This is a genomic window from Streptomyces macrolidinus, assembly GCF_023887685.1.
GTDB lineage: Bacteria > Actinomycetota > Actinomycetes > Streptomycetales > Streptomycetaceae > Streptomyces > Streptomyces macrolidinus.
The window spans coordinates 349,603-371,945 of record NZ_JAMWMR010000004.1; the positions used below are offsets into that span (position 1 = coordinate 349,603).

Genomic DNA, 22,343 nt, shown 5'->3' on the forward strand with positions numbered 1-22,343 from the left:
GCGAGACCCGTCAAATGCCTCTCAGAACACGATCGAGTGCTGCCCGGCCCGCGGGTCCCCATGTCGGCTTGCCGCCAGGAAGGCCTCGGTCTCCGTTCTGGCCCATCAGCATGAGGAACAGGCTCTTCAGGGCGGCCAGTCCGCGGGCGCGCCGGATCGTCGCCTCGTCCGCGTGCGCGTATACGTCGAAGAAGCGTGAGGCGGCGCCTGCGGGCAGCACCAGCCATGCGGCCGCGAGGTCCCACGCCGGATCACCGGCGAACACCGCATCGAAGTCGATCACGCCCGAGAGTGTCCCGTCCGAGACGACGACGTTCGCGGGATGCAGGTCGCCGTGCACCCATACCGGCGATCCCTCCCACTCGGGTGCCGCGACGGCGTCGTCCCAGACGGCCCGGACGTCGTCGGCGAGTTCGGCGGGGACGACGGCGTGGAAGAAGTGGTCGAAGCCGTCCGTGCACTTCTTGGGGTGGTCGCCGCGGTCCTCACTGATCGGCGCGTCTTCGGGCGCCTCCACGTGGAGTGCCCTGAGGAAGCCCGCCAGCGTGTCGGCCGCGTGGTCGCCGCGGCTGATGGAGGCGGAGTCCAGTGGCTCGCCGGGGACCCACGTCATGACGATCCAGGGCTTCGGGAAGCGCGCGGACGGTTCACCGATCCGTACGGGGTCGGGGACCGGAAGCGGCAGACGCGGGGCCAGGACGGGCAGCCACCGTTGCTCTTTGCGCAGGAGGTTCGGGGCACCTTCGGTACGAGGCATGCGCACAGCGAGATCGTCCCCGAGGCGCCACATCTGGTTGCCCCATCCACCCGCCACTTCGCGAATGGCCAGCCCTGCGAGGTCGGGATGCTGCTCCTGGAGCAGGCCACGGACCAGGTCTGCGGTGATCTCGGGGTCGGTCATGCGACACACAGTACTGGGGCGCGCTTCTCGGTAGCGGTGACTTCCGGTCGGCAGAGCCGCGCCTTCCGGCGTGTTCGCTCTGTCGTGGGTATCTGCCGGACAGCTACTGGTTGATGCGGTTGTCCGGCGTACCGTGGCGGTGGAGGTGGTGCGCGGATGGGTACGGAGCTCGCGGACAACGTGCGCAAGTACCGGCGTCGGGCCGGGCTGAGTCAGGAGGAACTGGCTCACGCCGCGGGGGTTTCGCCGAATACGGTGCGCAAGGTGGAGCAGGGCGGGACGGTGCGGATGGAGACGTTGCACATCCTTGCCCGTGCGTTGGGGGTGACCACGGCCACGCTGCTGGCCCCGGACGCCCCGGAGCCCACCGGGCGGACGGAGGAGGCGAATCGGCTCAACCTCATCGAGTTGCGGGCCGCCTTGACCCCGCCCGTGGGGTTGGGTGATCTCGGCGGCGAAGTCGGTGAGGAGGAGCCGAACGTGCGCCGATACCGCCGGGCGACATACGACGGTGTGGTGCTGTACCACTCCGACAGCTACGAGGGTGTCGCCTCTCAACTCCCGGGCTTTCTACGGGATGCCAACAGCGCGGTCGCCTTCTACGACAACGGCGAGGAACACCGCCAAGCGCTCCTGGCCCGAGCTGAAGCCCTGCAACTGGCCGGGCGCTACCTCACGCAGGTACGGCAGTACGACCTCGCCTACACCGCCCTCGCCGGGGCCATCACCGACGCCCGTCGAGCTGCGGACACCCTCACTGCGGCCTCCGGCGTGATCGGCATGTGCTGGTTGCTGCTGCGCCAGGGACGCTTGGACGAGGCGGAGCATCTTGCCGCGCTGACGGCCGACATGATCGAGCCTCGGCTGTCCAAGGCGACCCCGGACGAATGCGCGGCGTGGGGTTGGCTCGCGCTGCGAGCCGCGGCAGCCGCAGGCCGTAACAACCGGCCCCAGGAGGCCCGCCATTACCACCGCATGGCCGCAACAGCGGCATCTGCCGTGGGGCGGGAGCACACCGGCTCGTTCTTCCGGCACTGGACGACCTTCGGTCCCTTGACCGTCGGCATGAAGGGTGTCGAGGACGCCATGGTCGTGGGGGACGTGCGTACGGTCGTCCGCAAGGCCGGGGAGGACGCTCTGTCGCCCAAGGCATGGAAGAGCACCGGGCGCCCGAGTGACGACAATTGGAACCGTCACCGCATGGACGTGGCGCGTGCCCACGCCCGCACGGGCGACCTGACCGCGGCAATGGACGAGCTGACGGGGGTTCGCCGAGCCTCTCCGCAGTGGCTCAGGCACCAGCATGTGGCCGCCGAGACCATGCAGGAGATCCTGAAGAAGCGCAAGCGCACCCTCACCGCCGAGATGCGTGACATGGCCTCCTATCTGAGCGTCGTCGGATAGCCACCTACCACGCGCTGCGGCAGTTCGATCACCCAGCGTCGCTGACTGGCCTGCGCTGTATCTGGTGTGACAGGCCGTCAGCTCCTACCTTCGCTGTGTTCCTGTCAGTGACACAAGCCAAGGGGTGCACGGTGACCAAGTCCAGGAGTCACGCGGACCGAATGCGGCGCAGGGAGCTGTACGACGCCGCGACCGGCTTGGGTGGGCCCCGGCTTCTGCCGTGGACCACCCCTGACGGGCGGCCCTGCTATCTGAGTACCGATGGCAAGGGCTACCTCTCCTCGCTCGCAGACAGCATCGAGGTCGTCCAACTCAGCATGGGCGCAGAGTTGTTGGGATACGCGCGCGAGGTCCTGGCCCCCGGGACGCCCGCGCAGTCGGCCACCGAGTACCGATGGCTGGCCTCCCGGCTGGCCGAGTCCCTCACCGACGCGCTTCGCGTGGCCGAGTCGCGGGGGCGGTGTATTCCGGATGCGGAGGAAGACGCGGCCGAACGTGTCTGATGCCGTCGGCGCCCCGGAGGGTGCCGACGGCATCAGCGGGCTCAGCTACCCGTCGCCGACTTCCACGCGTCGATGTACGACGTCAGGTTCTTGTCGATGTCGTTCCAGTCCGGCTGGAAGGTCTCGACGCCCTCCATGAGGTTGGACAGCTCGATCGCGTTGCGGTCGGTGGCCGTGATGTCCTCGCGGGCCGCGAAGCCGCCGCCGATCTTGCTGACCTGGCCCTGGGCCGTCCGGCCGAGCATGTAGTCGAGGAGCTTCTTGCCGTTCTCGCTGTGCGGGGCCTTGGTGACCAGGCCGGCCGCGTACGGCAGGGCGAACGTGGTCGGCTTGCCGCCCGAGCGGGCCGGGAACCAGATGCCGAGGTTCGGCATGTCCTTGGACTGGGCGAAGTTCATCTGCACATCGCCGTTGGCGACGAGGAGTTCACCCTTGTCGACCTTCGGGGCGAGCTTGCCGGTGGAGGCGGACGGGCCGACATTGTTGGCCTGGAGCTTGCCGAGGAACTCCATCGCCTGCTGCTCGCCGCCGAAGTCGTGCAGCGCCTTGATCAGGACCGCGGTGCCGTCACCCGCGACACCGGGCGTGGAGTACTGGAGCTTGTTCTTGTAGCTGCCGTCGAGCAGTTCCTCCCACGTGGTGGGCGCCTTCGGCAGCTCCTTCTTGTTGTAGACGAACCCGAAGTAATTGTTCACCACGGCGGTCCAGGTGCCGTCGGACGCCTTGTCGGCGCTGCCGACCTGGGCGGCACCCTTGGGCGCGTACTTCTGCAACAGGCCCTTGCTGTCGGCCTGTTGGATGAACGGAGGGAGGGTGACGAGCACGTCGGCCTGCGGGTTGTTCTTCTCGCGCAGGGCGCGCTGCACCATCTCGCCGGAGCCGCCCTCGACGTACTTGACCTTGATCCCGGTCTGCTTCTCGAAGTCCTTGAAGACCTGGTCGTACCAGCCGTCACCGTTCTCGCCCTTGAGGCCGTCGGCGCTGTAGACGGTGACGACCTTCTCGTCGGAGGCGGCGGAGGAACCGCCGCAGGCGGAGAGCGCGGGCGCGGCGAGGACGGTCAGGGCGATCGCGATCTTGAGGGAGTTCCTGGACATGGCGCAGTGAGTTCCTTGCGGGGGAGGGACGTTGGACGGAGGGGCGAGGCGTCAGCGGTACGAGGCCTTCGTGCGGATGCGCGAGACCGCGAGCAGGACCAGCAGGGTCGCCGTCATGAGGACCACGGCCAACGCGGACCCCGCGAACAGCGAACCGCGGTCGGTGGCCGCGTAGATGAGCACCGGAAGCGGTGTCCAGTCCGGCGGATAGAGCATCATCGTGGCGCTCAACTCGCCCATGGACAGGGCGAAGCAGAGCCCGGCCGCCGCCGTGAGCGACGGCAGCAGGAGCGGCAGCTTGACCCGCCACAGGACGTACGAGGGCCGGGCACCGAGGGAGGCGGCGGCCTGTTCGTACGCCGGATCCAGGCGGACGATCGCGGCCGACACCGACTGGTAGGCGAAGGCCGTGACCAGCACCGCATGGGCGGCGATCACGATCCAGCGGGTGCCGTTGAGCAGTATCGGCGGCTGGGAGAAGGCGACGAGGATCGCGAGGCCCACGACGACCGAGGGCACGGCGACGGGCAGCACGAACAGCGCGTCGAGCACGCGGCGTACCCGCTTGGGCAGCGAGGCCGCCGAGAGTGCCGCCCAGGTGCCCGCGGCCAGCGCGATCAGGCTCGCGGCGGCGGCCGTGACCAGGCTGGTGGTCAGCGCCTGGAGGGCCTCGCCGCGGGTGGCCGCGCTGTAGTGGGCGGTGGTCAGGTCGGAGGGCAGGACGCTCGACCAGTGGGTGGCGAACGAGGCGGCGAGGACCACGAGCAGGGGCAGGGCGAACAAGGGGATGAAGAGGACGAGGAACAGGGTCCACAGGGCCCATCTGGTCCCGCGGCTATGCACCAGCACGACGGCTCACCACCCGGTAGAGGCCGTACAGCCCCACGGAGATCAGGACATTGACGACGGCGACCACACAGGCGCCCGGGTAGTCGGACTCCAGGATGGCCTTGCTGTACACGAGCGTCGGGAGCGTGGTGACGCCCTTGGCCCCGGTGAAGAGCACGATGCCGAACTCGTTGAGGCACAGCACGAGGACGAGGCTGCCGCCGGCCGCGAGCGCGGGCAGCGCCTCGGGCAGGATCACCTGCCGGATGATCCGGGGCGCACGGGCGCCCAGCGAACTGGCCGCCTCCAACTGCGCGGTGTCCAGATGCGAGAAGGCGGCGAGCAGCGGCCGGATCACGAACGGCGTGAAGTACGTGATCTCGGCGAGCAGTACACCCCACGGCGTGGTGAGGAACCGGAAGGGCCCCTCGGCCGCCCCGGTGACGTCCGTCCACACTCCGTTGGCCATGCCGACCGTGCCGTAGATGAACAGCAGGGCCAGCGTGATCAGGAAGGACGGGAAGGACAGGAAGACGTCGATGAACTTGGCGACCGCCTTCGCGCCCCGGAACGGTACGAAGGCGATGACCAGGGCGAGGAAGAACCCGAGGACCAGACATCCGACCGTGGCCGCGGGCGCGAGCCAGACCGTCGTCCACAGGGCGTCACGGAAGGCGCCGGAGGCGAAGACGTCGGTGTACGGCTCGAACGAGGTGCCGCCGCCGTCCGGTTGGACGGACTGCCGTACGACGAGGAGCAGCGGGTAGAGGAAGAAGACGGCGAGGAGGGCTACGGGGGGCAGGGCCCACAGCAGTCTTCTGGTCGAGCTAGTCATGGGCGATTCCCGCGGTCAGCAACACCGCGTCCTCGGGAGCGAAGTGCAGGGTGACCTCGTCGCCGTGGGCGGGCGGGGTGCGCAGTTCGGGGACGTCCGCCATGACCCGGTGCCCGTCGACCTCGACGTACAGCCGGTGGGTGGCGCCACGCCACTGGATCTCCGAGACCGTGCCGGTCAGCCGGTTGGGGCCCTCGCCGAGACCGACCAGGTGCGGTCGTACGCACAGCGTGGCCGTCGCTCCCGGTGCCGCCTCGGCCGTGGCGACCTTCAACTCGGTGTCCGCGAAGGCGACTCCGTCCGTGCCGACCGTCACCGGCAGCAGGTTCGCGTTGCCCACGAAGGACGCGGTGAACGCGTTCGCGGGCGCCCGGTACAGCTCCCTCGGTGTGCCGCACGCCTGGAGCCGCGCCCTGTCCATCACGGCGATCCGGTCGGCCAGGGTCAGCGCCTCGACCTGGTCGTGGGTGACGTAGAGGATCGACACGTCGGGCAACTCGCGGTGCAGCCGGGACAGTTCGGCGAGCATGTCGGAGCGCAGCCGGGCGTCGAGCGCGGACAGCGGCTCGTCCAGCAGCAGGACGTCGGGCCGGATGGCCAACGCCCGTGCGATGGCGACGCGTTGCTGCTGGCCACCGGACAATTCGCGCGGGTGGCGGCGTGCGTAGGCCGCCATGCCCGTCATCTCCAGCGCCTCGGTGACCCGTTCGCGGATCTCCGCCTTGGGGGTCTTGCGGGCCTTGAGTCCGAAGGCCACGTTGTCCTCGACCCTGAGGTGCGGGAAGAGCGCGTACTGCTGGACGACCATGCCGATGCCCCGCCGGTGGGGCGGCAGATCGGTGACGTCCCGGTCGCCGAGGAACACCCGCCCGGCGGTGGGCCGTACGAACCCGGCGACCGCCCGCAGTGCGGTGGTCTTGCCGGATCCGGACGGCCCGAGCAGCGCCATGACCTCGCCCGTCTCGACGGTCAGGTCGAGGGAGTCGAGGACGGTGTTCCCGCCGTAGGCGACACAGACGCCGTCGAAGCGGATACCCATCAGCCGATACCCCTGAGCAGAGCGGGGAGTTCGGCGACGGAGGCGAGGACATGGGTGGCGCCCGAGGCGCGGTGGGCGTCCTCCGCGTGAGCACCGGTGAGCACTCCGGCGACCATGCCCGCTCCGGCCCGGACACCGCTGAGCACGTCGTACGAGGTGTCACCGACGACCGCCACCTGGCGCATGCCGTCGGCTGCCTTCGTCCGTACGAACGCCTCAAGGACCATGTCGGGGAAGGGCCGTCCACGCCCGCCCGCGTCGGCGGGGCAGAGGGTGAGCGGCACCAGGTCCTGCCAGCCGAGGGCGTCGAGGATGGCGTCCTGCGTGACGCGGGCGAAGCCGGTCGTCAGGACGACGGTACGGCCGTCCCTCTGGAGTTCCTCGATGGCCGCGCGGGCACCGGGGATCGGCTCGACGAGGCCCCCGTCGAGGAGGTCGCCGTACGCCTTCTCGAAGGCGGTGTTGGCGCGGCGGGCCAGGTCCTCGGTGCCGAACAGATGGCGGAAGACGGAGATCTTGGACTCGCCCATGGTGGCCCGGACATAGGCGAGCTTCTCGGCGTGGTCGGGCGTGCCGGGCACGACACCGAGTTCGACGGCGGCGGCCTCGAAGGCGCGCTCGACCAGGCCGCCGTCGGCGACGGTGGTGCCGGCCATGTCGAGGACGACGAGACGGATGTCCTGGACCGCGTCGGTCGTGCCGGTCGCGTCGTGCGTGTCGGCCGTGTGGGTCAACTGATTCACCAGCCCAGCTCGTCGGCGGTCGTCTCGGCGATGGCGGGGGAGCAGGTCATACCGCGCCCGCCGGGCCCGGTGACCAGCCAGACGCCGTCGCGTACCTGCTGCCGGTGCACGACGCGACTGCTGTCCGTGCACTGCGCGTACACCCCGGCCCAGCGGCGCCGGATCTTCGGCAGCGGACGGCCGAGGAAGGACTCCACGACCTGGGTCAGATGGTCGTAGGGGTCCTCCAACGTGTCGAACGCGAAGGGGTGTTCGTACTCGTGGGTGTCACCGATGGTCAGTCCGCCGTCGGCGCGCTGCACCATCAGGAGCTGCATCCGGTTCTCGGCGGCCGTCTTCGCCTGCGGCTGCCGGGCGTTCAACTCGTCCAGGGCAGCGGACCTGTACGCCGGGTAGTAGCGGAAGCTGTCGCCGTCCGCGACCGAGGTGGTCAGCGGCTCGCCCAGCGGGTCGGTCTGCATCATCTGGAGGCGGACGCGGCGCACGGGCAGGTCGGGACCGGCCAGTTCACGGACCAGACCGCCCAGCCAGGCGCCGGTGCACAGGACCACCGCGTCGCCCGAGTGGATGTCGCCGTGGTCGTCACGGACGGTGGCCGCACCGGTCACCTCGCGGACCTCACGGCCGCCCAGGAAGCGGTAGCCCGGGGACTTCTCCAACTCGGCGCGCAGGACACGCTGTGCGGTACGCGGCTCCACGGCGGCGTCGCGTGCGCAGTGCAGGGCCGCGATGAACTCGCCGCGCAGGGCGGGGTTGACGGCGCGGGCCTCGGCGGGGGTCAGCAGCCGGTAGCCGCGGGCCGCGGCGTCCGCGCGGGCCACCGCGGCCTCGGCGACGGCGAGTTCGAGCTCGGTACGGATCGGGGTGAGGGAGCCGATGGCCCGGAACCCGAGCGCGGGCACCTTCGCCCCGATCTCCTCCCACATCTCCCGTGCGCGCAGGGCGGTGTCGAGCTCCTCACCACCTGCTCGGCCACTGACCCAGATCTGGCCGAAGTTGCGCAGCGAGGCACCGCGTGCCTCGGTCTCGCGCTCGATCTGTACGACCTCGTGGCCGCGCTGAATTGCTTGCCAGGCGTGCATGGTGCCGACCACGCCGCCTCCGACGATTGTCACTCTCACGTCGCTCACCTTGCTCGCGCACAGGGAACCGGAGGGGTCCGGTTGTCAACGAGAACGTGAACGAGGCGCCACTTTTGGGCTAGACCCGTTATCTGTTCGTGATGTATGTCGGAGGTGGCGGACGCCGGTCCGTGCCGATGCCGTCAGCCCTTGAGATGCGTGGTGAAGGAGAAGCGATCTCCCCGGTACAGGCTGCGCACCCGCTCCAGCGGCTTGCCCTCCGTGTCTCGCGAGACCCGGTGGATCAGCAGCATCGGCAGGGCGGGCGGGGTGCCGATGAGCAGGGCCTCGCGCGGGGTGGCCAGGACGGTCTCCAGGCGCTCGTCGGCGTCACCGAAGGCCATGCCCTTGCTCTGGAGGTAGGCGTAGAAGGAGGAGTCGGGGTCGAAGTCGGTGTCGAAGCCGGGGACGCGCGTCACGGCGACGTACGTGCTCTCAAGGCCCACCCGCTCGTCGTCGGCGAGCAGGATGCGCTCCAGATGCCAGACGGGTTCGCCGCAGGTCAGCCCGGTCTCGGCGGCGAGGGCCGATGGGCAGGGGAAGCGGTCCAGGGAGACGAGGGTACGCCCTGGGGTGCGCCCCTGCCGCCGTACGCCCTCGGTGTAGCTGGCGAGCGACAGCGGCTGGGCCAGCTTGGGGCCCGCGACGACGGTGCCCCGGCCCTGGCGGCGCAGTCTGCCCTCCAGTACCAGTTCGCGCAGTGCCTGGCGGACGGTCTCGCGGGCGACGTCGTAGCGCTCGGACAGGTCGCGCTCGGTGGGGATGAGGCCGCCCTCTCCCAGCTCGTCGAGCAGCTCGGCGATGCGCGCCTTGACCGCGTAGTACTTCGGGATGCGTCCGTGCTCCGGTATGCCCGAGCGGACGGGGGAGCCGGGATCTTGGTTGTTCGGGTAGTCCACGGGACAGATGGTCGCAGACGCCGGGGCCGGTTCCCGCGCGCGCTCGATGTGCGAACGATGTGCGAAGCTGTCGCCAGCCGTCCTCGCGGGTGGGCGGGCAGCGGCGGCGGTTGTCGAAAGGAGTGGTGCATGACACACGACGGCTCAGGTGCCAAGGAGATCGACACCAGCAGGCCGCACCCCGCGCGGATCTACGACTACCTGCTCGGCGGCAAGGACAACTACGACGTCGATCGCCGGGCCGGTGACGAACTCGCCGCCACCGCGCCCGAGGTGAGGATCGGACTGCGGGCCAACCGCGCCTTCCTGCGGCGCGCCGTGCGATACGTGGTCGGCAGCGGTGTCCGTCAACTCCTCGACATCGGCACGGGGTTGCCCACCTCGCCGAACGTGCACGAGGTCGCCCAGGAGGTGGCGCCGGACGTACGCGTCGCGTACGTCGACAACGACCCGATCGTGAGCGCACACGGCAGTGCGCTGCTCAGCGGCTGCGGCACCACCCGCAACGTGCTCGCCGATCTGCGCGATCCGCAGGCCGTCGTGGACCACCCCGAGGTCCGTCAGGTCATCGACTTCGACGAGCCGGTCGCCGTGCTCCTGGTCGCGATTCTCCACTTCCTCACCGACGCGGAGAAGCCCGAGCAGGTCGTCGCCACCCTGCGCGACGCGCTACCGGCCGGCAGCTTCCTGGTGCTCTCGCACGCCACGGGGGACTTCGCCGATCGCACGGCGGCCCAGGCCGTCTACAACAAGGCGACCGCCACCTTGAACCTGCGCTCCCGCGCCGAGGTCGAGCGGTTCTTCGACGGCTTCGACCTGGTCGAGCCCGGCCTGGCCCAAGTCCCGTACTGGCGCCCGGACACGCCACCGCCGCCGAGGTCCGGCGAGATCGGCATCTACGGCGGCGTGGCACGCAAGACGGGCTGACCGGAGCCGACAGCGGACATCGGCGGCGCCGGGAACGCGGCGGAGCCCGGCCTCGATTCCCTCGCGGTTCCCTCTCGGTTCCATGGCAAGGGCGGCACCCCCGGTAGGGATGCCGCCCGGTGATCGACTGGTGTGACCTGTAACTACCGTATGTCGTAGGCCCGGATCACGGTCTGGGTGACCGAGTTGCCGTTCGCGTCGGTCAGTTGAGCCTTCAGGGTGACCTGCTTGCCGGAGGCGCCCGCGTGGTTCACCGTCGCGGTCCAGGCTCCCTTCTGCTCGGCGGTCGGCGCCTCGGTCCAGGTGGCGCCCTCGTCGTAGGAGTACGAGAGCTTCACCGACCGCAGCGTGCCGGGCTGGTAACCGGCGTGGCCGGTGACGCCGAGGGTGATGTGCTGTCCGTCCTGCGCGGCCAGCGTCTTCAACCCGTCCTCGGGCAGCCCGTACTGCGGGAAGAGGAGCGGCAGCCCCTGCGAGTACACGTTCTCGTCGAGCTTCGAGCGGAAGGACCAGGTGGTCTCCGTCGAGGTGGACCGCTGCCACACCTGCGCGGGCTGCCCGAACTTGGTGGTGTACAGGGTCAGTTCGTACGCCGCGTCCGTGGCCGGGACCTCGAAGACACCGAAGGGAACGGCGCTGGATCCGGCCTCCTTGCCGTCGATCCGCAGCGACATCGAGCCGGTGTCACCGAACGAGCCCTGGATCCCGGCGTGTTCGCTGTCGCCCCAGAAGCCGGGCGCGACACCGATGAGGTTGCCCTGCCGCTCGGCGGCGAGTTGCTCCTTGCCCGCGGCGTCACGCGGGGTGGACGGGGCGAGGACACCGCCGTACCAGCTCTCGGTGCGCTTCGCTCCCGCCTTGTACGTGTGGGGAGTTCCGTTCATGAACTCGCCCCAGGGGAAGCTGCTGGAGAGCGACTGCGAGAAGCCGGTGTCGCCCGCCGAATAGTACTCGGTGCGCTTGCCGGGCACCGTGACCTGGTCGATGAAGCCGGTCAGCGGGACATCGGCGCTCGGCCGGTGCGCGGTGACCACGTCCAGGTAGTCCCCGGGCACGCCCATGGCGTGATAGGTGGCCTCGGTGCTGCCGAGGTCGGCGTCCCGCACGCGGTAGACACGGTCGGAGTCGACGGGACCGGTCTCCGGGAAGGCGAGGTTGTAGACGTACGGACTCACGGCCGTGGCCCGCCAGTCGAGGGTGACCCGGCCGGAACCCAGCTTGTCCAGAAGCGCCTTCGCCTCGTCCGCCGGAAGCCCGAGCAGCGGCAGGGGACCGCCGGTGTAGCCGCTCGCGGGATACCAGCGGCCGGTGCTCCCGTGGTACGCGAGGAGCGCGACGGCCCCGGCCGCCTGGGCGTCCTTGGCCTGCTGGAGGACGGCCGTGGTGTCGTCCGGGACCCGGACCAGGGCGATCTTGCCCTTGACCCCGGCCGCGGTCAGCTCCGCGGCGGTGCCGGAACCCGAGTCGACGACCTCGGCCTTCCCGGTGCCGTCGAGGTTGGCGGAGCCGGTGCCGCCGGTGACCGGGTGCAGACGCGGCCCGTCGACGATCCCGAAGTCCGTGATCTGCGGGGCGTAGCGGCGCCAGTAGCTGCCGAACTCGAAGTCGCCGTCGTGGGCGCGGCCCTGGACATCGGCGAAGTAGCCCTTGATGTCACGCCCGCCGGTCAGCGAGCCCGCGTGCAGCCAACTCCCGTCCCACGAGCGGGCGAAGGCCAGCGTGGCGGTGCGGTCCTCGGTGGGGCGGTCGGTGCGTACGGACAGCCGGTGCGCCTGGCGCGCGTCCAGGACGACGGTGGTGTCCTTGGCGATGTCGAGCTGCGGACGGGCCGCGTACGCCACGGAGTTCACCATGCTGCCGTCGTCGTCCGGCGTGGTGATGAAGGAGGAGAGGAAGTAGTTGCCGGGGCGGACCTGGAAGGTCTGCTCGGTGGCGCCGTCGTTGTAACGCCGCTCGCCGGTCGCGTCGTCCGTGCCGATGAGGTCGAGGGAGGAGGAGCCGACGGCGGGCTTGCCACTGCGGTCGACCAGCTTGACGCGCAGGCTGACGGTCTGCGGCTGGACGTACAGCGAGAACGGCGTGGAGACCTCGGACTTGCCGCTCGTGGCGATGACCCGGCCGGTGATGTCGCCGTACTGGCTCGCCTTGAGCGAGGCGGACGGGTCCAACTGGAGCGGCACCTCGACGGTGGCGCCCGCCGGGACGGTCACGGACTTCTGACTCAGCTTGGCGAGAGAGGAGTGGACGGCGGACCCGTCGTTGCCGGTTACGCCGCGCACGTCGAGCGTCAATGTGGCAGGACGGTCACCGGTGTTGGTGTACGGCACGTCGACCGTGGTGCGGTCGCCCTTGCTCTGCGGCCAGTCGAAGGTGCCGCCCTGTACCGCCGGGGCGCTGAGCACGGACTGGTCGATCGCCGCCTTCACATCGAGGCGCCCGCCACCGGTCTCGCGGACATCGCCCGGGACGGCGCTGTCGGCGGAGGACACGAGCGCGGCCTTGATCTGCTGCGCGCTCCACTCGGGATGGCGCTGCTTGACGATGGCGGCGGCGCCCGCGACATGCGGGGTCGCCATCGACGTACCGCTCATGCTGCGGTACGCGTAGACGCCCCGGCCGTCCGCGGCTGCGGCGGAGATGTCCACGCCGGGCGCGGCGATCTCGGGCTTGAGGGTGTGCGAGCCGTACGCGGGGCCACGGCTGGAGAACTGCGCGGTGGAATCGTCCCGGTCGACGGCGCCCACGGTGAGAACGCTCGGCGCACAGCCGGGCGAGGACACCGAGTTGAGCGACGGCCCCGTGTTCCCCGCCGCGATCACGAACAGCGTGTTCTTGCTGCTGCGCGCCAACTCCTCGGTGGCGGTGGCCATCGGGTCGGAGCAGTCGGTGCGTGCGGGGTTGCCGAGACTCATGGAGACGACGTCGGCGTCCTGCTCGACGGCCCACTGCATGCCCGCGATGATCCACGAAGTGGCGCCGGAGCCCGAGTCGTCGAGAACCTTGCCCACGAGAAGCTCGGTGCCCGGAGCGACGCCGCGCTTCTTGCCGCCGCTCGCCGCGCCCGTGCCGCCGACCGTCGACGTGGTGTGCGTACCGTGGCCCTGACGGTCCGTCACATCAGGGGAGTCGGTGAAGTTCTCGGAGGCGCCGATCCGGCCCTTGAGATCGGGGTGTTCGGCGTCCACACCCGTGTCGAGCACCGCGACCTTGGTGCCCTTGCCGTCGTACCCGGCGGCCCAGGCCTCCGGCGCGTGCACCTGCCGCGTCGACTTGTCCAGCGTGGCCCGGACCTTGCTGTCGAGCCACAGCTTCTTCACACCACCGGCCGTCCGGGAGCGCGGGTTGCCGAAGTCCGCCCAGAACGAGGCGGCGTTCTTCTTGTCGGCCTTGAGCGCCACACCGTCGACCGCGTCGAGGACGAGGCCGCGCTGAGCCCCACGCGGGGCCGCGGGCACACTGCGGGCGACGTCGACGGACTTGTCGTAGACGGCGATGAGCGGTGTCACCTCGGAGTGCGCGTCGTCGTAGCCCTGGCGCACCAGGCCGCTGACATTGAACAGCTCCTGGTCCACGCGACCCGCGGCGATCGCGGCGGTGGCGCTCTCGGGGTAGACGTAGAGGTCCTTGCCCACCTGCCGGGTCTGGAGGAGCGGTGTGCCGCCGTCCGCCGCGGGCAGCGCGGTCGCGGAGCTGCGCCCGGAGGCGTCCTGGGTGACCAGGACCCGGTCGCCCGTGACGAGTGTGACGACGGAGCCGCCGCGCGCCGTGGCGGCGGAGCTTCCGACCAGTGGTCTCTTGTGTGCGGCCGTGTCCCCGGGCGTCGCCGCCCCGGAGGGCACGGCCGCGGTGACGGCCAGGACGGCGGCTGTCGCCGCCCCCAGGCCCGTACGCGATATCGAGCGCATCGCTCTCCCAAGTCTTGGCACCGGTACCCGCCTGCCGATGCCACGTCTGCCGAATCCACCCACGCCGACAGGGCCCGAAGAGGCGTACTGCGGGCATCGGTTGGTGCTGCGGTGGCCGCTACCTTGGCAGACGGACGGATGGCGCGGCGACGACGGACCGAGGCGGCTTTGCGCCGTGGCCGTTTCCCGCCAGCGGGCGGAGACTTGGAGAACCGCAGATGACCTGGACCGAACGCACGGTGAAACGCGACGGTGTCCGTCTCGCCTGCCGTGACTGGGGCGGGTCGGGCCCACCCGTCCTCCTGTTGCACGGGCTGGCCGGGCATGCCGGTGAATGGGACTCCTTGGCACGGGAGTTGAGGGCGAGTCATCGTGTGGTCGCCGTCGACCAGCGGGGGCACGGAGCCAGTGAGCGCCGTCCGGCCGATGTGTCCCGCGCCGCGTACGTCGCCGATGTCGTCGCCGTCGCGCACGGGCTCGGCCTGCACCGGCCCGTCCTCGTCGGCCAGTCGCTCGGCGGTCACTGCGCCCTGCTCACCGCCGCCGCGCACCCCGAGCTGTGCTCCGCGCTCGTACTCGTCGAGGCCGGTCCCGGCAGTGCGAACCCCGATGTCCAGGCGGAGATCGGCGGTTGGCTCGACTCCTGGCCCACGCCGTTCCCCTCACGCAAGGCCGCCGCCGCGTTCCTCGGTGGCGGGCCGGTCGGTGAGGGCTGGGCCGCGGGTCTGGAGGAACGCGACGACGGCTGGTGGCCCCGCTTCGACCGTGACGTGATGGTCGACTCCCTGGCGGAGAACGCCCGTCGCTCCTTCTGGGACGAGTGGGCGAGCATCACCTGCCCGACCCTGGTGGTGCTCGCCCAGTCCGGCATCCTCCCCGCGGACGAGGTCGACGGCATGCTCGGACGCCGTCCGCGCACGGTGGCGGTCAGCGTCCCCGGGACCGGGCACGACCTGCATCTGGAGCGGCCTGCCGTCCTGGGCGGTCTCCTGCGGGAGTTCCTCGGGGCGTTCGATGAACAGCCCGTCCTGAGGGCCTGGTTGAGCCCGCGTCAGGTCTAGGTGAGATCGGGTCCGACCCGGCCCCGGAGGGGGCTTACGGTTTCAACGTCGCCCGCCGGGCTGCCAGTTGTGCACCTCGACAGCGGCGTACCGGTCCACGGTCAGCACGGCGCGCGCCCGGTCCGGGTCCGGTGCCCGCACCAGCGCCGCCGTGCCCAGCCAGGTCGCGCCGTCGTCGGACAGCAGCGGCCCGTAGGCGATCAGCTCGGCCTGGTCGAGCGGCACCGTGAGATCGACGGGTCGCCCCTCGCCGAGCCCGAGCACCAGGTACCGGTCGCCGTCGGTCAGGTCGCCGGGGAAGTCCCACATGGTGCGCCCCAGGAGGTTGCGCCACCGGCGCAGCAGCACATCCCGGTAGGCGCCTGCCTGGTAGCTCGGCTCGTCGAAGGCGAACGCGCGGGCCGCGGCGGGATCGGGCAGATCGACGATGTGCACACTGCCGGTGGGCGTCTCGCCGTCGTCGGCGAGCGTCGGACCCCGGGCGATCATCTCCTTCGCGTACTCGTCCATGTACGACCAGTGCTCTTGCAGCAGCGCCTTGCGCAGCCCCAGGGAGCCGGGCCGGTCGCGGTGATAGCAGAAGTACTCCATGCCCGAAGGATCTCCCCAAGAAGGGCGGCGGGTCGAGCGGTTTCGCTGTCGGCCTGCCGATCAACGCTCCCGGCGGGCAGACCACAGGTCGGACGGTGGGGACAACCACACCTCAGGACGCCGGTGCGCACCATGGGCGGGGCCCCGCTCCCGTTCCTACTGTGGGTCACACCCAGTCGACCTGCGGCAGAAGGAGCAAGAACCACCATGGTGGCATGGCACGAGCGTCTCCCGAGCGAGCGACGGCAAGTCGCCGAGCCCGCAGTCGAGTTGAGCGCGCTGCGGCGCGCGTACACAGGCAGGCGGGGGACCGTGCACGCGCTGCGGGGCGTCGATCTCACGTTGCGGCGGGGCACGTTCAGCGCGGTGATGGGTCCCTCCGGCTCGGGCAAGAGCACGCTGCTGCAATGCGCCGCCGGGCTGGACCGGCCGGACTCCGGCACGGTCCTGCTCGGCGGGCAGGACATCACCCGGCTCAGCGAGAACCAGCTCACCCGGCTGCGCCGCCGTAGTGTCGGCTTCGTCTTCCAGGCCTTCAACCTGCTGCCCGCGCTGACCGTGGTGCAGAACGTGCTGCTGCCGCTGCGGCTGGCCGGTGAGCGCCAGGACCGGGCGCGCGCACGGGAGTTGCTGGCCCAGGTGGGTCTGCCCGACCACGCCGACCGCCGTCCCGGCGAACTGTCGGGCGGGCAGCAGCAGCGCGTGGCCATCGCCCGCGCCCTGATCACCCGGCCCGAGGTGGTGTTCGCCGACGAGCCGACCGGCGCGCTGGACAGCCGTACCGCGCAGGAGGTCCTGGGCCTGCTGCGGCGCGCGGTGGACGCCATGGACGCGACCGTCGTCATGGTCACCCACGACCCGGCAGCCGCCTCCCACGCGGACCGGGTCCTCTTCCTCGCCGACGGGCTGCTCGTGGACGAACTGGTCCGCCCCGACGCGGGAACGGTCGCCGACCGGATGGCCACGCTGACCGGCCCCGTGGGCGGCCCCTACGCGGAGCGCGCCGCATGACGAACGGACTGGCCCGCGCCTGTGTGCGCTTCCGACCGGCCTCGTTCGTGGGGTCCCTGGTGGCCCTGCTGTTCGCCTCCGCGATCACCACCGCCTGCGGACTGCTGCTGCAGACCGGTGTCACGGCCGACAGCGCGCCCGTCCGGTACGCGCACACCCCCGTGGTGGTCGCCGCCGACCCGTACGCCCGGATCACCCACGGGGCCGGTGAGGCCCGGGAGACCATCGAGACGCCGCTGCCGGAACGCGCCCGGGTCGACACCCGGTTGGCGGCCCGGATCGCCGCCCGACCCGGCGTCGCGGCGGCGATCACCGACCTCTCCTTCCCGGTGCAGGCCTCCCGAGGCGGTGCGCTGCCCCCGCTCACCGGCCATGGCTACGCCTCCACGGGACTCCGCACCTCCGCCGCCTCCGCTGTTCTCGCGGCCGGGCGCGCGCCGTCGGCGGGAGAGGTCGTCCTGGACGAAGCGACCGCGCACACCGCGGGGCTCGCGCCCGGCGCACGGGTGGCCCTGACGGCGCCGGGCGCGTCCGGCACCTACCGGATCTCCGGAGTGGCGCGGGCGCGGGCCGGTGCGGCGACCGTATGGTTCGCCGACCCGGACGCCGAGCGGCTGTCCGGGCATCCGGGCCGGGTCGACGCCATCGCCGTCCACGCGCGCACAGGTGTCACCGACGACGAACTGGCCCGGCAGGTACGCAAGGCGGTCGACGGCAAGGCGAAGGTCTTCACAGGCGTCGCCCGCGGTGCTGCCGAGCAACCCGCGCTGGCCGAAGCACGGGAGACGCTGACCGGCCTGGGCGGCTCCTTCGGCGGTATCGCCGTGATGACCGCCGTCTTCGTCGTGGCGAGCACCGTCGGCCTCGCCGTCGGCCAACGCGCCCGCGAATTCGCCCTGTTGCGGGCCATCGGCGCCACGCCGCGGCAGATCCGGCGCACCGTGGCCACCGAGGCCGCGCTCATCGCCCCCGTCGCCGGAGCGATCGGCGTCCTGCCCGGTCTGCTGCTGGCGCACTGGTGGTTCGGGGAACTGGTCAGCCGCGGCGTGGTGCCCGAGGGGCTGCGGCTCGACACCGGGGTGATCCCGATGGCCGTGGCCGTCGGCGTGACCGTCCTCACGGCCCTGACCGCCGGGTACGTCGCCGCACGTCGCCCCGCCCGGCTGCGCCCCTCCGAAGCGCTCGGGGAAGCGGCGGCGGAACCGGCCCGCCTCGGGCGCGTACGCATCCTGGCGGGCCTGGTCATGCTGGGCGGCGGGACGGCACTGGCCGCGCTCGCCGCCGGGCTCGACGGCTCCCAGGCCGCCAACACCGCGCTCGGCGTGGTGCTGTGCCTGCTGACGGCGGTGGCCCTGCTCGGCCCGCTGCTCGCCCGGCTCTTCGCCACCGTGCTCGGCACCGCGCTGCGGGCCGGTGCCGGTGCGCCCGGTTCACTCGCCGCCGACAACGCGCGGGCCAACGCCCGCCGTATGGCATCGGGGATCACCCCCATCGCGATGGTCGCCGCGTTCTGCGGGACGCTGCTGTTCCTCCAGACCACGATCGCTCATGTGTCCGCCGAGCAGGCCCGAGCCGGCATCGTCGCCGACCGGGTGATCACCACGACCGGGCCGGGCCTGCCCGCCTCGACCGCCGAACGGGCCGCCCGGATCCCAGGAGTCGAGGCGAGCGTCGGGGTGCTGCGCACGGCCGTCGTCCATCGCGCCGACGGTGCGCTGTCCTCGGCGACCGCGCTGGGCGTCTCCGGCGACCCGGCCCGACTGCCGCAGGTGCTCGACCTCGGCGTCAAGAAGGGCTCACTGGGCGCGCTGGGCGCGTCGAGGCAGACCATCGCGGTCGACGAGATCCTGGCCGCCGAGGCCGGAGTGAAGGTCGGTGACCGCTTCGAGCTGTGGCTCGGCGACGGCACCCGGGTACGCCCGAAGGTGGTCGCGACCTACGCGCGGGGCCTCGGCCTCGGACAGGTCCTGCTGCCGCGCGCCGCCGTGGCACCGCACGTCACTGCGGCGTACGACGCCCAGGTACTGGTCAAGGAGACGTCGAGCCGCCAACGGGCGGCGGTCGCCGAGCAGGTGAGGGACCTCGGTCCGGGGATGACCATTCTCGACGGGGCCGGTTACACCGCCCAGGTGGGACACGACCTGGAGGTCAACGCCTGGGCGAACCGCGTGATGGCCGCGGTGCTCGGAGGGTTCGCCGCCATCGCCGTCGCCAACACGCTCGTCATGACCGTCCTGGACCGCAAGCGCGAGATCGGGCTGCTGCGCCTGGCCGGTACGACCCGGCGTCAGGTGCGCGACATGATGCGCTGGGAGGCCCTCCTGACGGTGGTCACCGGTCTGTTGATCGGTGGGGCGATCGCCGGGCTCGTGCTGGTCCCGATCGCGCGCGGGGTGACCGGGTCCGCGCCGTACGTACCGGCGGGCACCGCCTTGTCGTTGGCGGCGGGAGCGCTGCTGCTCGCCCTGGGGGCGATGGGGCTGCCGACCCGCGCCCTGCTGCGCGCGCGTCCGCTGGACGCGGGTACCGCGCGGAGCTGACGGAAGCCGGATCCGGGAAGTCGCGTCCCCCCTGCGGCGGGCGGCGCGGCTTCCCGGATCCTGTGCTCAGCTTCCCGGCGCGGCATCCAGGAACGGCAGGACCGCGGCCGTCAGCGACGGGGAGGCGAGCACGGTGTCATGCGTGGTGTCCGGCAGGACGGCCAGTCGGGTTGCCGCGCGCCCGGCCCCGTCCCAGCCGGGGTGGTGCAGACCGCCGCCGAGCAGGCCGAAGAACTCCACGACATGCGCGGGCCGTACGGCGTCGGCGTCGGCGAACACCAACAGGGTCGGTGCGGTGATCGCCTTCACCTCGGCCGTCCAGTCGTAGTCCCGGTTCTTCAACTCGGCGATCTTGCCGATGAGTTGCGGCCAGTCCTCGACCCGGGGCGCGAGGCGCGTGTACAGCTCGTAGGGCGGAGACTGCTTCATGGGCTCGGCAGCCGCGGCGGTCATCCGGTCCATCTGGGCCACGACCTCGGGGAACCAGCCGTCCCGCTTGCACGGCGTGGAGATCACCACCAGGCGGCGCACCAGGTCCGGATGGCGGAAGGCGGTGCACAGGGCCACGTCGGCGCCGAAGGAGTAGCCCAGCACGTCCGCCCGTGCCAGGCCCAGGTGCCCGAGGAGGGCGGCGATGTCGTCCGCCATCAGTTCGGGGCGCAACGGGCGGTCGATGTCCGCCGTACGTCCGTGCCCTTGCAGGTCGACCAGGATCACCCGGCGCCGCTCGCCCAGGGCGGGCAGGAGGGGTGCGAACATCTCGCCCGCCCCCAACCCGCCGTGCAACAGCACCAACGGCTGCCCCGGTCCCGAGCCGTGCTCCTCGAAGTACAGGGACAGTCCGCCCACGTCGGCATAGCTCACTCGTCTCACCCTTCGCCTTCCACGAACCGTCGGTCACCGCAGGGGTAGACGCCGGTCGTCCGCCGAACTCATCGGTCCGGAGGGGACGTTGTCGAGAAGCCTTGCTCTCGCACGGCCTTGCTCTCACACGGCCTTGACGAGACGGTTGGCGAGCGTCGACATCGTGTACGTGCCGATCCCCATGACGACTTCGAGTGCGTTGCGCTCGGTGTAGCCCCGCGCCAGCAGGGACTTGAGCGTGTCGTCGTCCACCGCGCCAGCGGTGGCCATGGCGGCGAGCGTGAACGTCCGTATCGTTTCGAGCCGTTCGTCGGACAGGGGGCGCTCCTCGCGCAGGGCGGCGATGAGTTCGGTGTCCGCGTCGAGCTTGCGGAGCTTGCCGGTGTGCATGGCGACGCAGATGTGGCACTGGTTGCGGACGGCGATCGTCATGATGACGACCTCCCGGGACAGCGGATCCAGCGTGCACCGCTCGAAGCTCGCGCTCAAGGACAGGAAGCCGTTGAGCAGTTCGGGCGAGGTGGCCAGGCGCGCCACCGCGTCGGGCAGTGTGCCGCCCGATGCCTCGGCCACGGCCCGCATCGCCGCTCGGGACGCCTGCGGAGCGCTCTCCACGTTGTGTGCGGTGAACATGCACCCTCCTAAGGTGGTCAACATGGCTGACGATCAGATGGTAAACCAGGTTGACCTTTCTGGCGAGGGTGAACGCGCGAGTGAGGGCGGGGGCGGGCGAGGTGAGCGAGGCGGGCGAGCGGAGGGTATGGAGTCGGGTCGGCACCGGCCGCGGGCCGGGTACGAACTCCCGCTGCTGCTGTTCGCCGGGTTCCGCACGCTCATCGACGGGGTCCACGCCGAACTCGCCCGGCAAGGCCATCCGGACGCCCGTCCCGCGCACGGGTTCGCCCTCCAGGCGATCGGCCCGGACGGAGCCGCCGCCAGCGACATCGCCCGCCGCCTGGGGATCTCCAAACAGGCGGCGGGCAAGACCGTGGACAGGCTGGTCGCCCTCGGCTACGCCGAACGCTCCGACGACCCCGCCGACGCCCGGCGCAGGCTCGTACGGCTGACCGCGCGGGGACGCGACGTGCTGGCCCGCTCGGCCGCGATCTTCGACACGCTGCGTGCGGACTGGGCCGCGGTTCTCGGCGAGGAGCGCCTGCGCGCCCTCGAGGACGACCTGCGGGCCGTGACGGTCCCCGGGGCGTTCCGGCTCGACGCGGCGGGGTGGATCGGCGGAACGAGCTGAGAGACGACCGGTGCCCCGGCAAGCGCTGCCTGCCGGGGCACCGGTCGTCTCCGGTCCTCTTCGAGGTCAGACCTCGCCACGGCGCCACGGCGGCGGGGTGGCCGACCTGCGCGCGGCCTCGTAGCGGTGCACTACCCGGGTCAGTTGGCCCCGCAGCCGGTCCTGCAGCCGGTCCGCCAGTTCATGGGCCGTCGCCTCCTGGGCATGGACGACCACGTAGGTGTTCCGTACGACCAGCTCGGCGACGGCGGTCCAGGGCCGCGCGGTGTGGTGCGCCGCTGCCTTGGCGATCCTCACCTCACCGTCGGCGACGGGGACCCCCGGCCGGTCGAGGAGCGCGTCGACCTTGGACTGGACGTAGGCCAGAGCCTCCGCGTCCACGTCCCCTTCCGCCCGTACCCGTACGGCGACCATGGTGCCGGTGTTCTTGGCAGTCATGTGTCCGCTCCTTCTGATCGTGCTGATCGTTGGTCGGCGAGACCAGACTTCTGCGCGCGGCGCCTCTCGCCCATGGGCTGCTAGGCCCCACTGGGAGGCCCAGTGGACCTGAGGGCTGTCCCGTAATCCCTGACGGGCGCGCGACGACGGCTACGGCACCTCGCCGCGTTGTCGGAACGCCCGAATACGTCCAGTATTCGGGCGTCCCTCCGCCTTGCGATGCACCGCATCCGACGCCGCGCGCTGATCCGCCAGGGATTACGGGACAGCCCTTAGGGCCTCTCGTTTGGATCATGCCGGGCTCGCGGGGTCTGGCACCGCACCTCGCCGCGTTGTCGTCGGTTGGCAGGGCTCCGCCCTGCCGCCCTCCTCCGCCTTGCGATGCTCCCC

20 protein-coding genes are annotated in these 22,343 nt (G+C 71.2%); 7 read left to right on the forward strand and 13 right to left on the reverse strand.

The genetic code is table 11. The annotated features are described in order from the left end of the window. Positions 1–10: 10 nt before the first annotated feature. Positions 11–901 (reverse strand): aminoglycoside phosphotransferase family protein, encoded by an 891-nt coding sequence (locus tag NGF19_RS07365; protein ID WP_252423161.1) that lies wholly within the window; start codon positions 899–901, stop codon positions 11–13. Between the two features lie 156 nt (positions 902–1,057). Between NGF19_RS07365 and NGF19_RS07370 the strand changes: the two genes are divergently transcribed. Continuing rightward, entirely contained in the window at positions 1,058–2,305 is a 1,248-nt protein-coding gene (locus NGF19_RS07370; RefSeq protein WP_252423163.1) for a helix-turn-helix domain-containing protein, read from the forward strand. A 161-nt stretch (positions 2,306–2,466) separates the two neighbouring features. Then, positions 2,467–2,808, forward strand: coding sequence for a hypothetical protein (locus tag NGF19_RS07375; protein WP_252423241.1), 342 nt, complete (start codon positions 2,467–2,469; stop codon positions 2,806–2,808). 41 nt (positions 2,809–2,849) lie between these two features. Here NGF19_RS07375 and NGF19_RS07380 read toward each other — a convergent pair whose 3' ends face one another. From NGF19_RS07380 to NGF19_RS07410, 7 genes are all read right to left on the reverse strand, one after another. Next, on the reverse strand, positions 2,850–3,905 hold the full coding sequence (locus NGF19_RS07380; protein ID WP_252423165.1) for a 2-aminoethylphosphonate ABC transporter substrate-binding protein: 1,056 nt from the start codon (positions 3,903–3,905) through the stop codon (positions 2,850–2,852). Positions 3,906–3,956: 51 nt separating this feature from the next. Beyond that, a complete protein-coding gene (locus NGF19_RS07385) occupies positions 3,957–4,754 on the reverse strand; it encodes an ABC transporter permease (RefSeq protein ID WP_252423167.1) in 798 nt (265 codons plus the stop codon). Continuing rightward, on the reverse strand, positions 4,741–5,568 hold the full coding sequence (locus NGF19_RS07390) for a 2-aminoethylphosphonate ABC transporter permease subunit (RefSeq protein ID WP_252423169.1): 828 nt from the start codon (positions 5,566–5,568) through the stop codon (positions 4,741–4,743). Before NGF19_RS07390 ends, NGF19_RS07385 begins: the two co-directional genes overlap by 14 nt. After that, positions 5,561–6,607, reverse strand: coding sequence for an ABC transporter ATP-binding protein (locus NGF19_RS07395; RefSeq protein ID WP_252423171.1), 1,047 nt, complete (start codon positions 6,605–6,607; stop codon positions 5,561–5,563). Before NGF19_RS07395 ends, NGF19_RS07390 begins: the two co-directional genes overlap by 8 nt. Further along, entirely contained in the window at positions 6,607–7,341 is a 735-nt protein-coding gene (locus tag NGF19_RS07400; RefSeq protein WP_372505607.1) for an HAD family hydrolase, read from the reverse strand. Before NGF19_RS07400 ends, NGF19_RS07395 begins: the two co-directional genes overlap by 1 nt. A gap of 5 nt (positions 7,342–7,346) precedes the next feature. Further along, complete coding sequence (locus tag NGF19_RS07405) at positions 7,347–8,471, reverse strand: TIGR03364 family FAD-dependent oxidoreductase (protein WP_252423173.1); 1,125 nt, start codon at positions 8,469–8,471, stop codon at positions 7,347–7,349. Positions 8,472–8,614: 143 nt separating this feature from the next. Further along, the gene (locus NGF19_RS07410; RefSeq protein WP_252423175.1) at positions 8,615–9,370 is read right to left on the reverse strand and encodes a GntR family transcriptional regulator; all 756 of its coding nucleotides are present in this window, start codon (positions 9,368–9,370) and stop codon (positions 8,615–8,617) included. A 129-nt stretch (positions 9,371–9,499) separates the two neighbouring features. Here NGF19_RS07410 and NGF19_RS07415 point away from each other — a divergent pair, with 129 nt between their 5' ends. Next, positions 9,500–10,297, forward strand: coding sequence for an SAM-dependent methyltransferase (locus NGF19_RS07415; protein WP_252423177.1), 798 nt, complete (start codon positions 9,500–9,502; stop codon positions 10,295–10,297). Positions 10,298–10,440: 143 nt separating this feature from the next. Here the strand turns inward: NGF19_RS07415 and NGF19_RS07420 are convergent, their stop codons facing one another. Continuing rightward, positions 10,441–14,202, reverse strand: coding sequence for a S8 family serine peptidase (locus NGF19_RS07420; protein ID WP_252423179.1), 3,762 nt, complete (start codon positions 14,200–14,202; stop codon positions 10,441–10,443). Between the two features lie 218 nt (positions 14,203–14,420). On the opposite strand from NGF19_RS07420, the gene NGF19_RS07425 reads away from it, so the two are divergent. Beyond that, on the forward strand, positions 14,421–15,263 hold the full coding sequence (locus NGF19_RS07425; protein ID WP_252423180.1) for an alpha/beta fold hydrolase: 843 nt from the start codon (positions 14,421–14,423) through the stop codon (positions 15,261–15,263). Between the two features lie 42 nt (positions 15,264–15,305). On the opposite strand, the gene NGF19_RS07430 is transcribed toward NGF19_RS07425, so the two are convergent. After that, positions 15,306–15,854, reverse strand: a complete 549-nt coding sequence (locus NGF19_RS07430; protein ID WP_252423181.1) for a YciI family protein — start codon at positions 15,852–15,854, stop codon at positions 15,306–15,308. A 207-nt stretch (positions 15,855–16,061) separates the two neighbouring features. Between NGF19_RS07430 and NGF19_RS07435 the strand changes: the two genes are divergently transcribed. Together NGF19_RS07435 and NGF19_RS07440 are read left to right on the forward strand one after the other, a co-directional pair. Beyond that, complete coding sequence (locus NGF19_RS07435) at positions 16,062–16,865, forward strand: ABC transporter ATP-binding protein (RefSeq protein WP_252423182.1); 804 nt, start codon at positions 16,062–16,064, stop codon at positions 16,863–16,865. Next, on the forward strand, positions 16,862–19,405 hold the full coding sequence (locus NGF19_RS07440) for an ABC transporter permease (RefSeq protein ID WP_252423184.1): 2,544 nt from the start codon (positions 16,862–16,864) through the stop codon (positions 19,403–19,405). The genes NGF19_RS07435 and NGF19_RS07440 overlap by 4 nt, the downstream gene beginning before the upstream one ends. Before the next feature lie 66 nt (positions 19,406–19,471). Here NGF19_RS07440 and NGF19_RS07445 read toward each other — a convergent pair whose 3' ends face one another. Continuing rightward, on the reverse strand, positions 19,472–20,269 hold the full coding sequence (locus NGF19_RS07445) for an alpha/beta fold hydrolase (protein ID WP_252423185.1): 798 nt from the start codon (positions 20,267–20,269) through the stop codon (positions 19,472–19,474). Between the two features lie 123 nt (positions 20,270–20,392). Then, positions 20,393–20,902: a carboxymuconolactone decarboxylase family protein gene (locus tag NGF19_RS07450; protein WP_252423187.1), complete on the reverse strand. Its 510-nt coding sequence runs from the start codon at positions 20,900–20,902 to the stop codon at positions 20,393–20,395. Between the two features lie 127 nt (positions 20,903–21,029). Between NGF19_RS07450 and NGF19_RS07455 the strand changes: the two genes are divergently transcribed. Then, the gene (locus NGF19_RS07455) at positions 21,030–21,515 is read left to right on the forward strand and encodes a MarR family winged helix-turn-helix transcriptional regulator (RefSeq protein ID WP_252423189.1); all 486 of its coding nucleotides are present in this window, start codon (positions 21,030–21,032) and stop codon (positions 21,513–21,515) included. Positions 21,516–21,581: 66 nt separating this feature from the next. On the opposite strand, the gene NGF19_RS07460 is transcribed toward NGF19_RS07455, so the two are convergent. After that, positions 21,582–21,953 carry a hypothetical protein gene (locus tag NGF19_RS07460; RefSeq protein ID WP_252423191.1) on the reverse strand — a complete coding sequence of 124 codons (372 nt, stop codon included), beginning with the start codon at positions 21,951–21,953 and terminating at the stop codon, positions 21,582–21,584. Positions 21,954–22,343 lie beyond the last annotated feature (390 nt).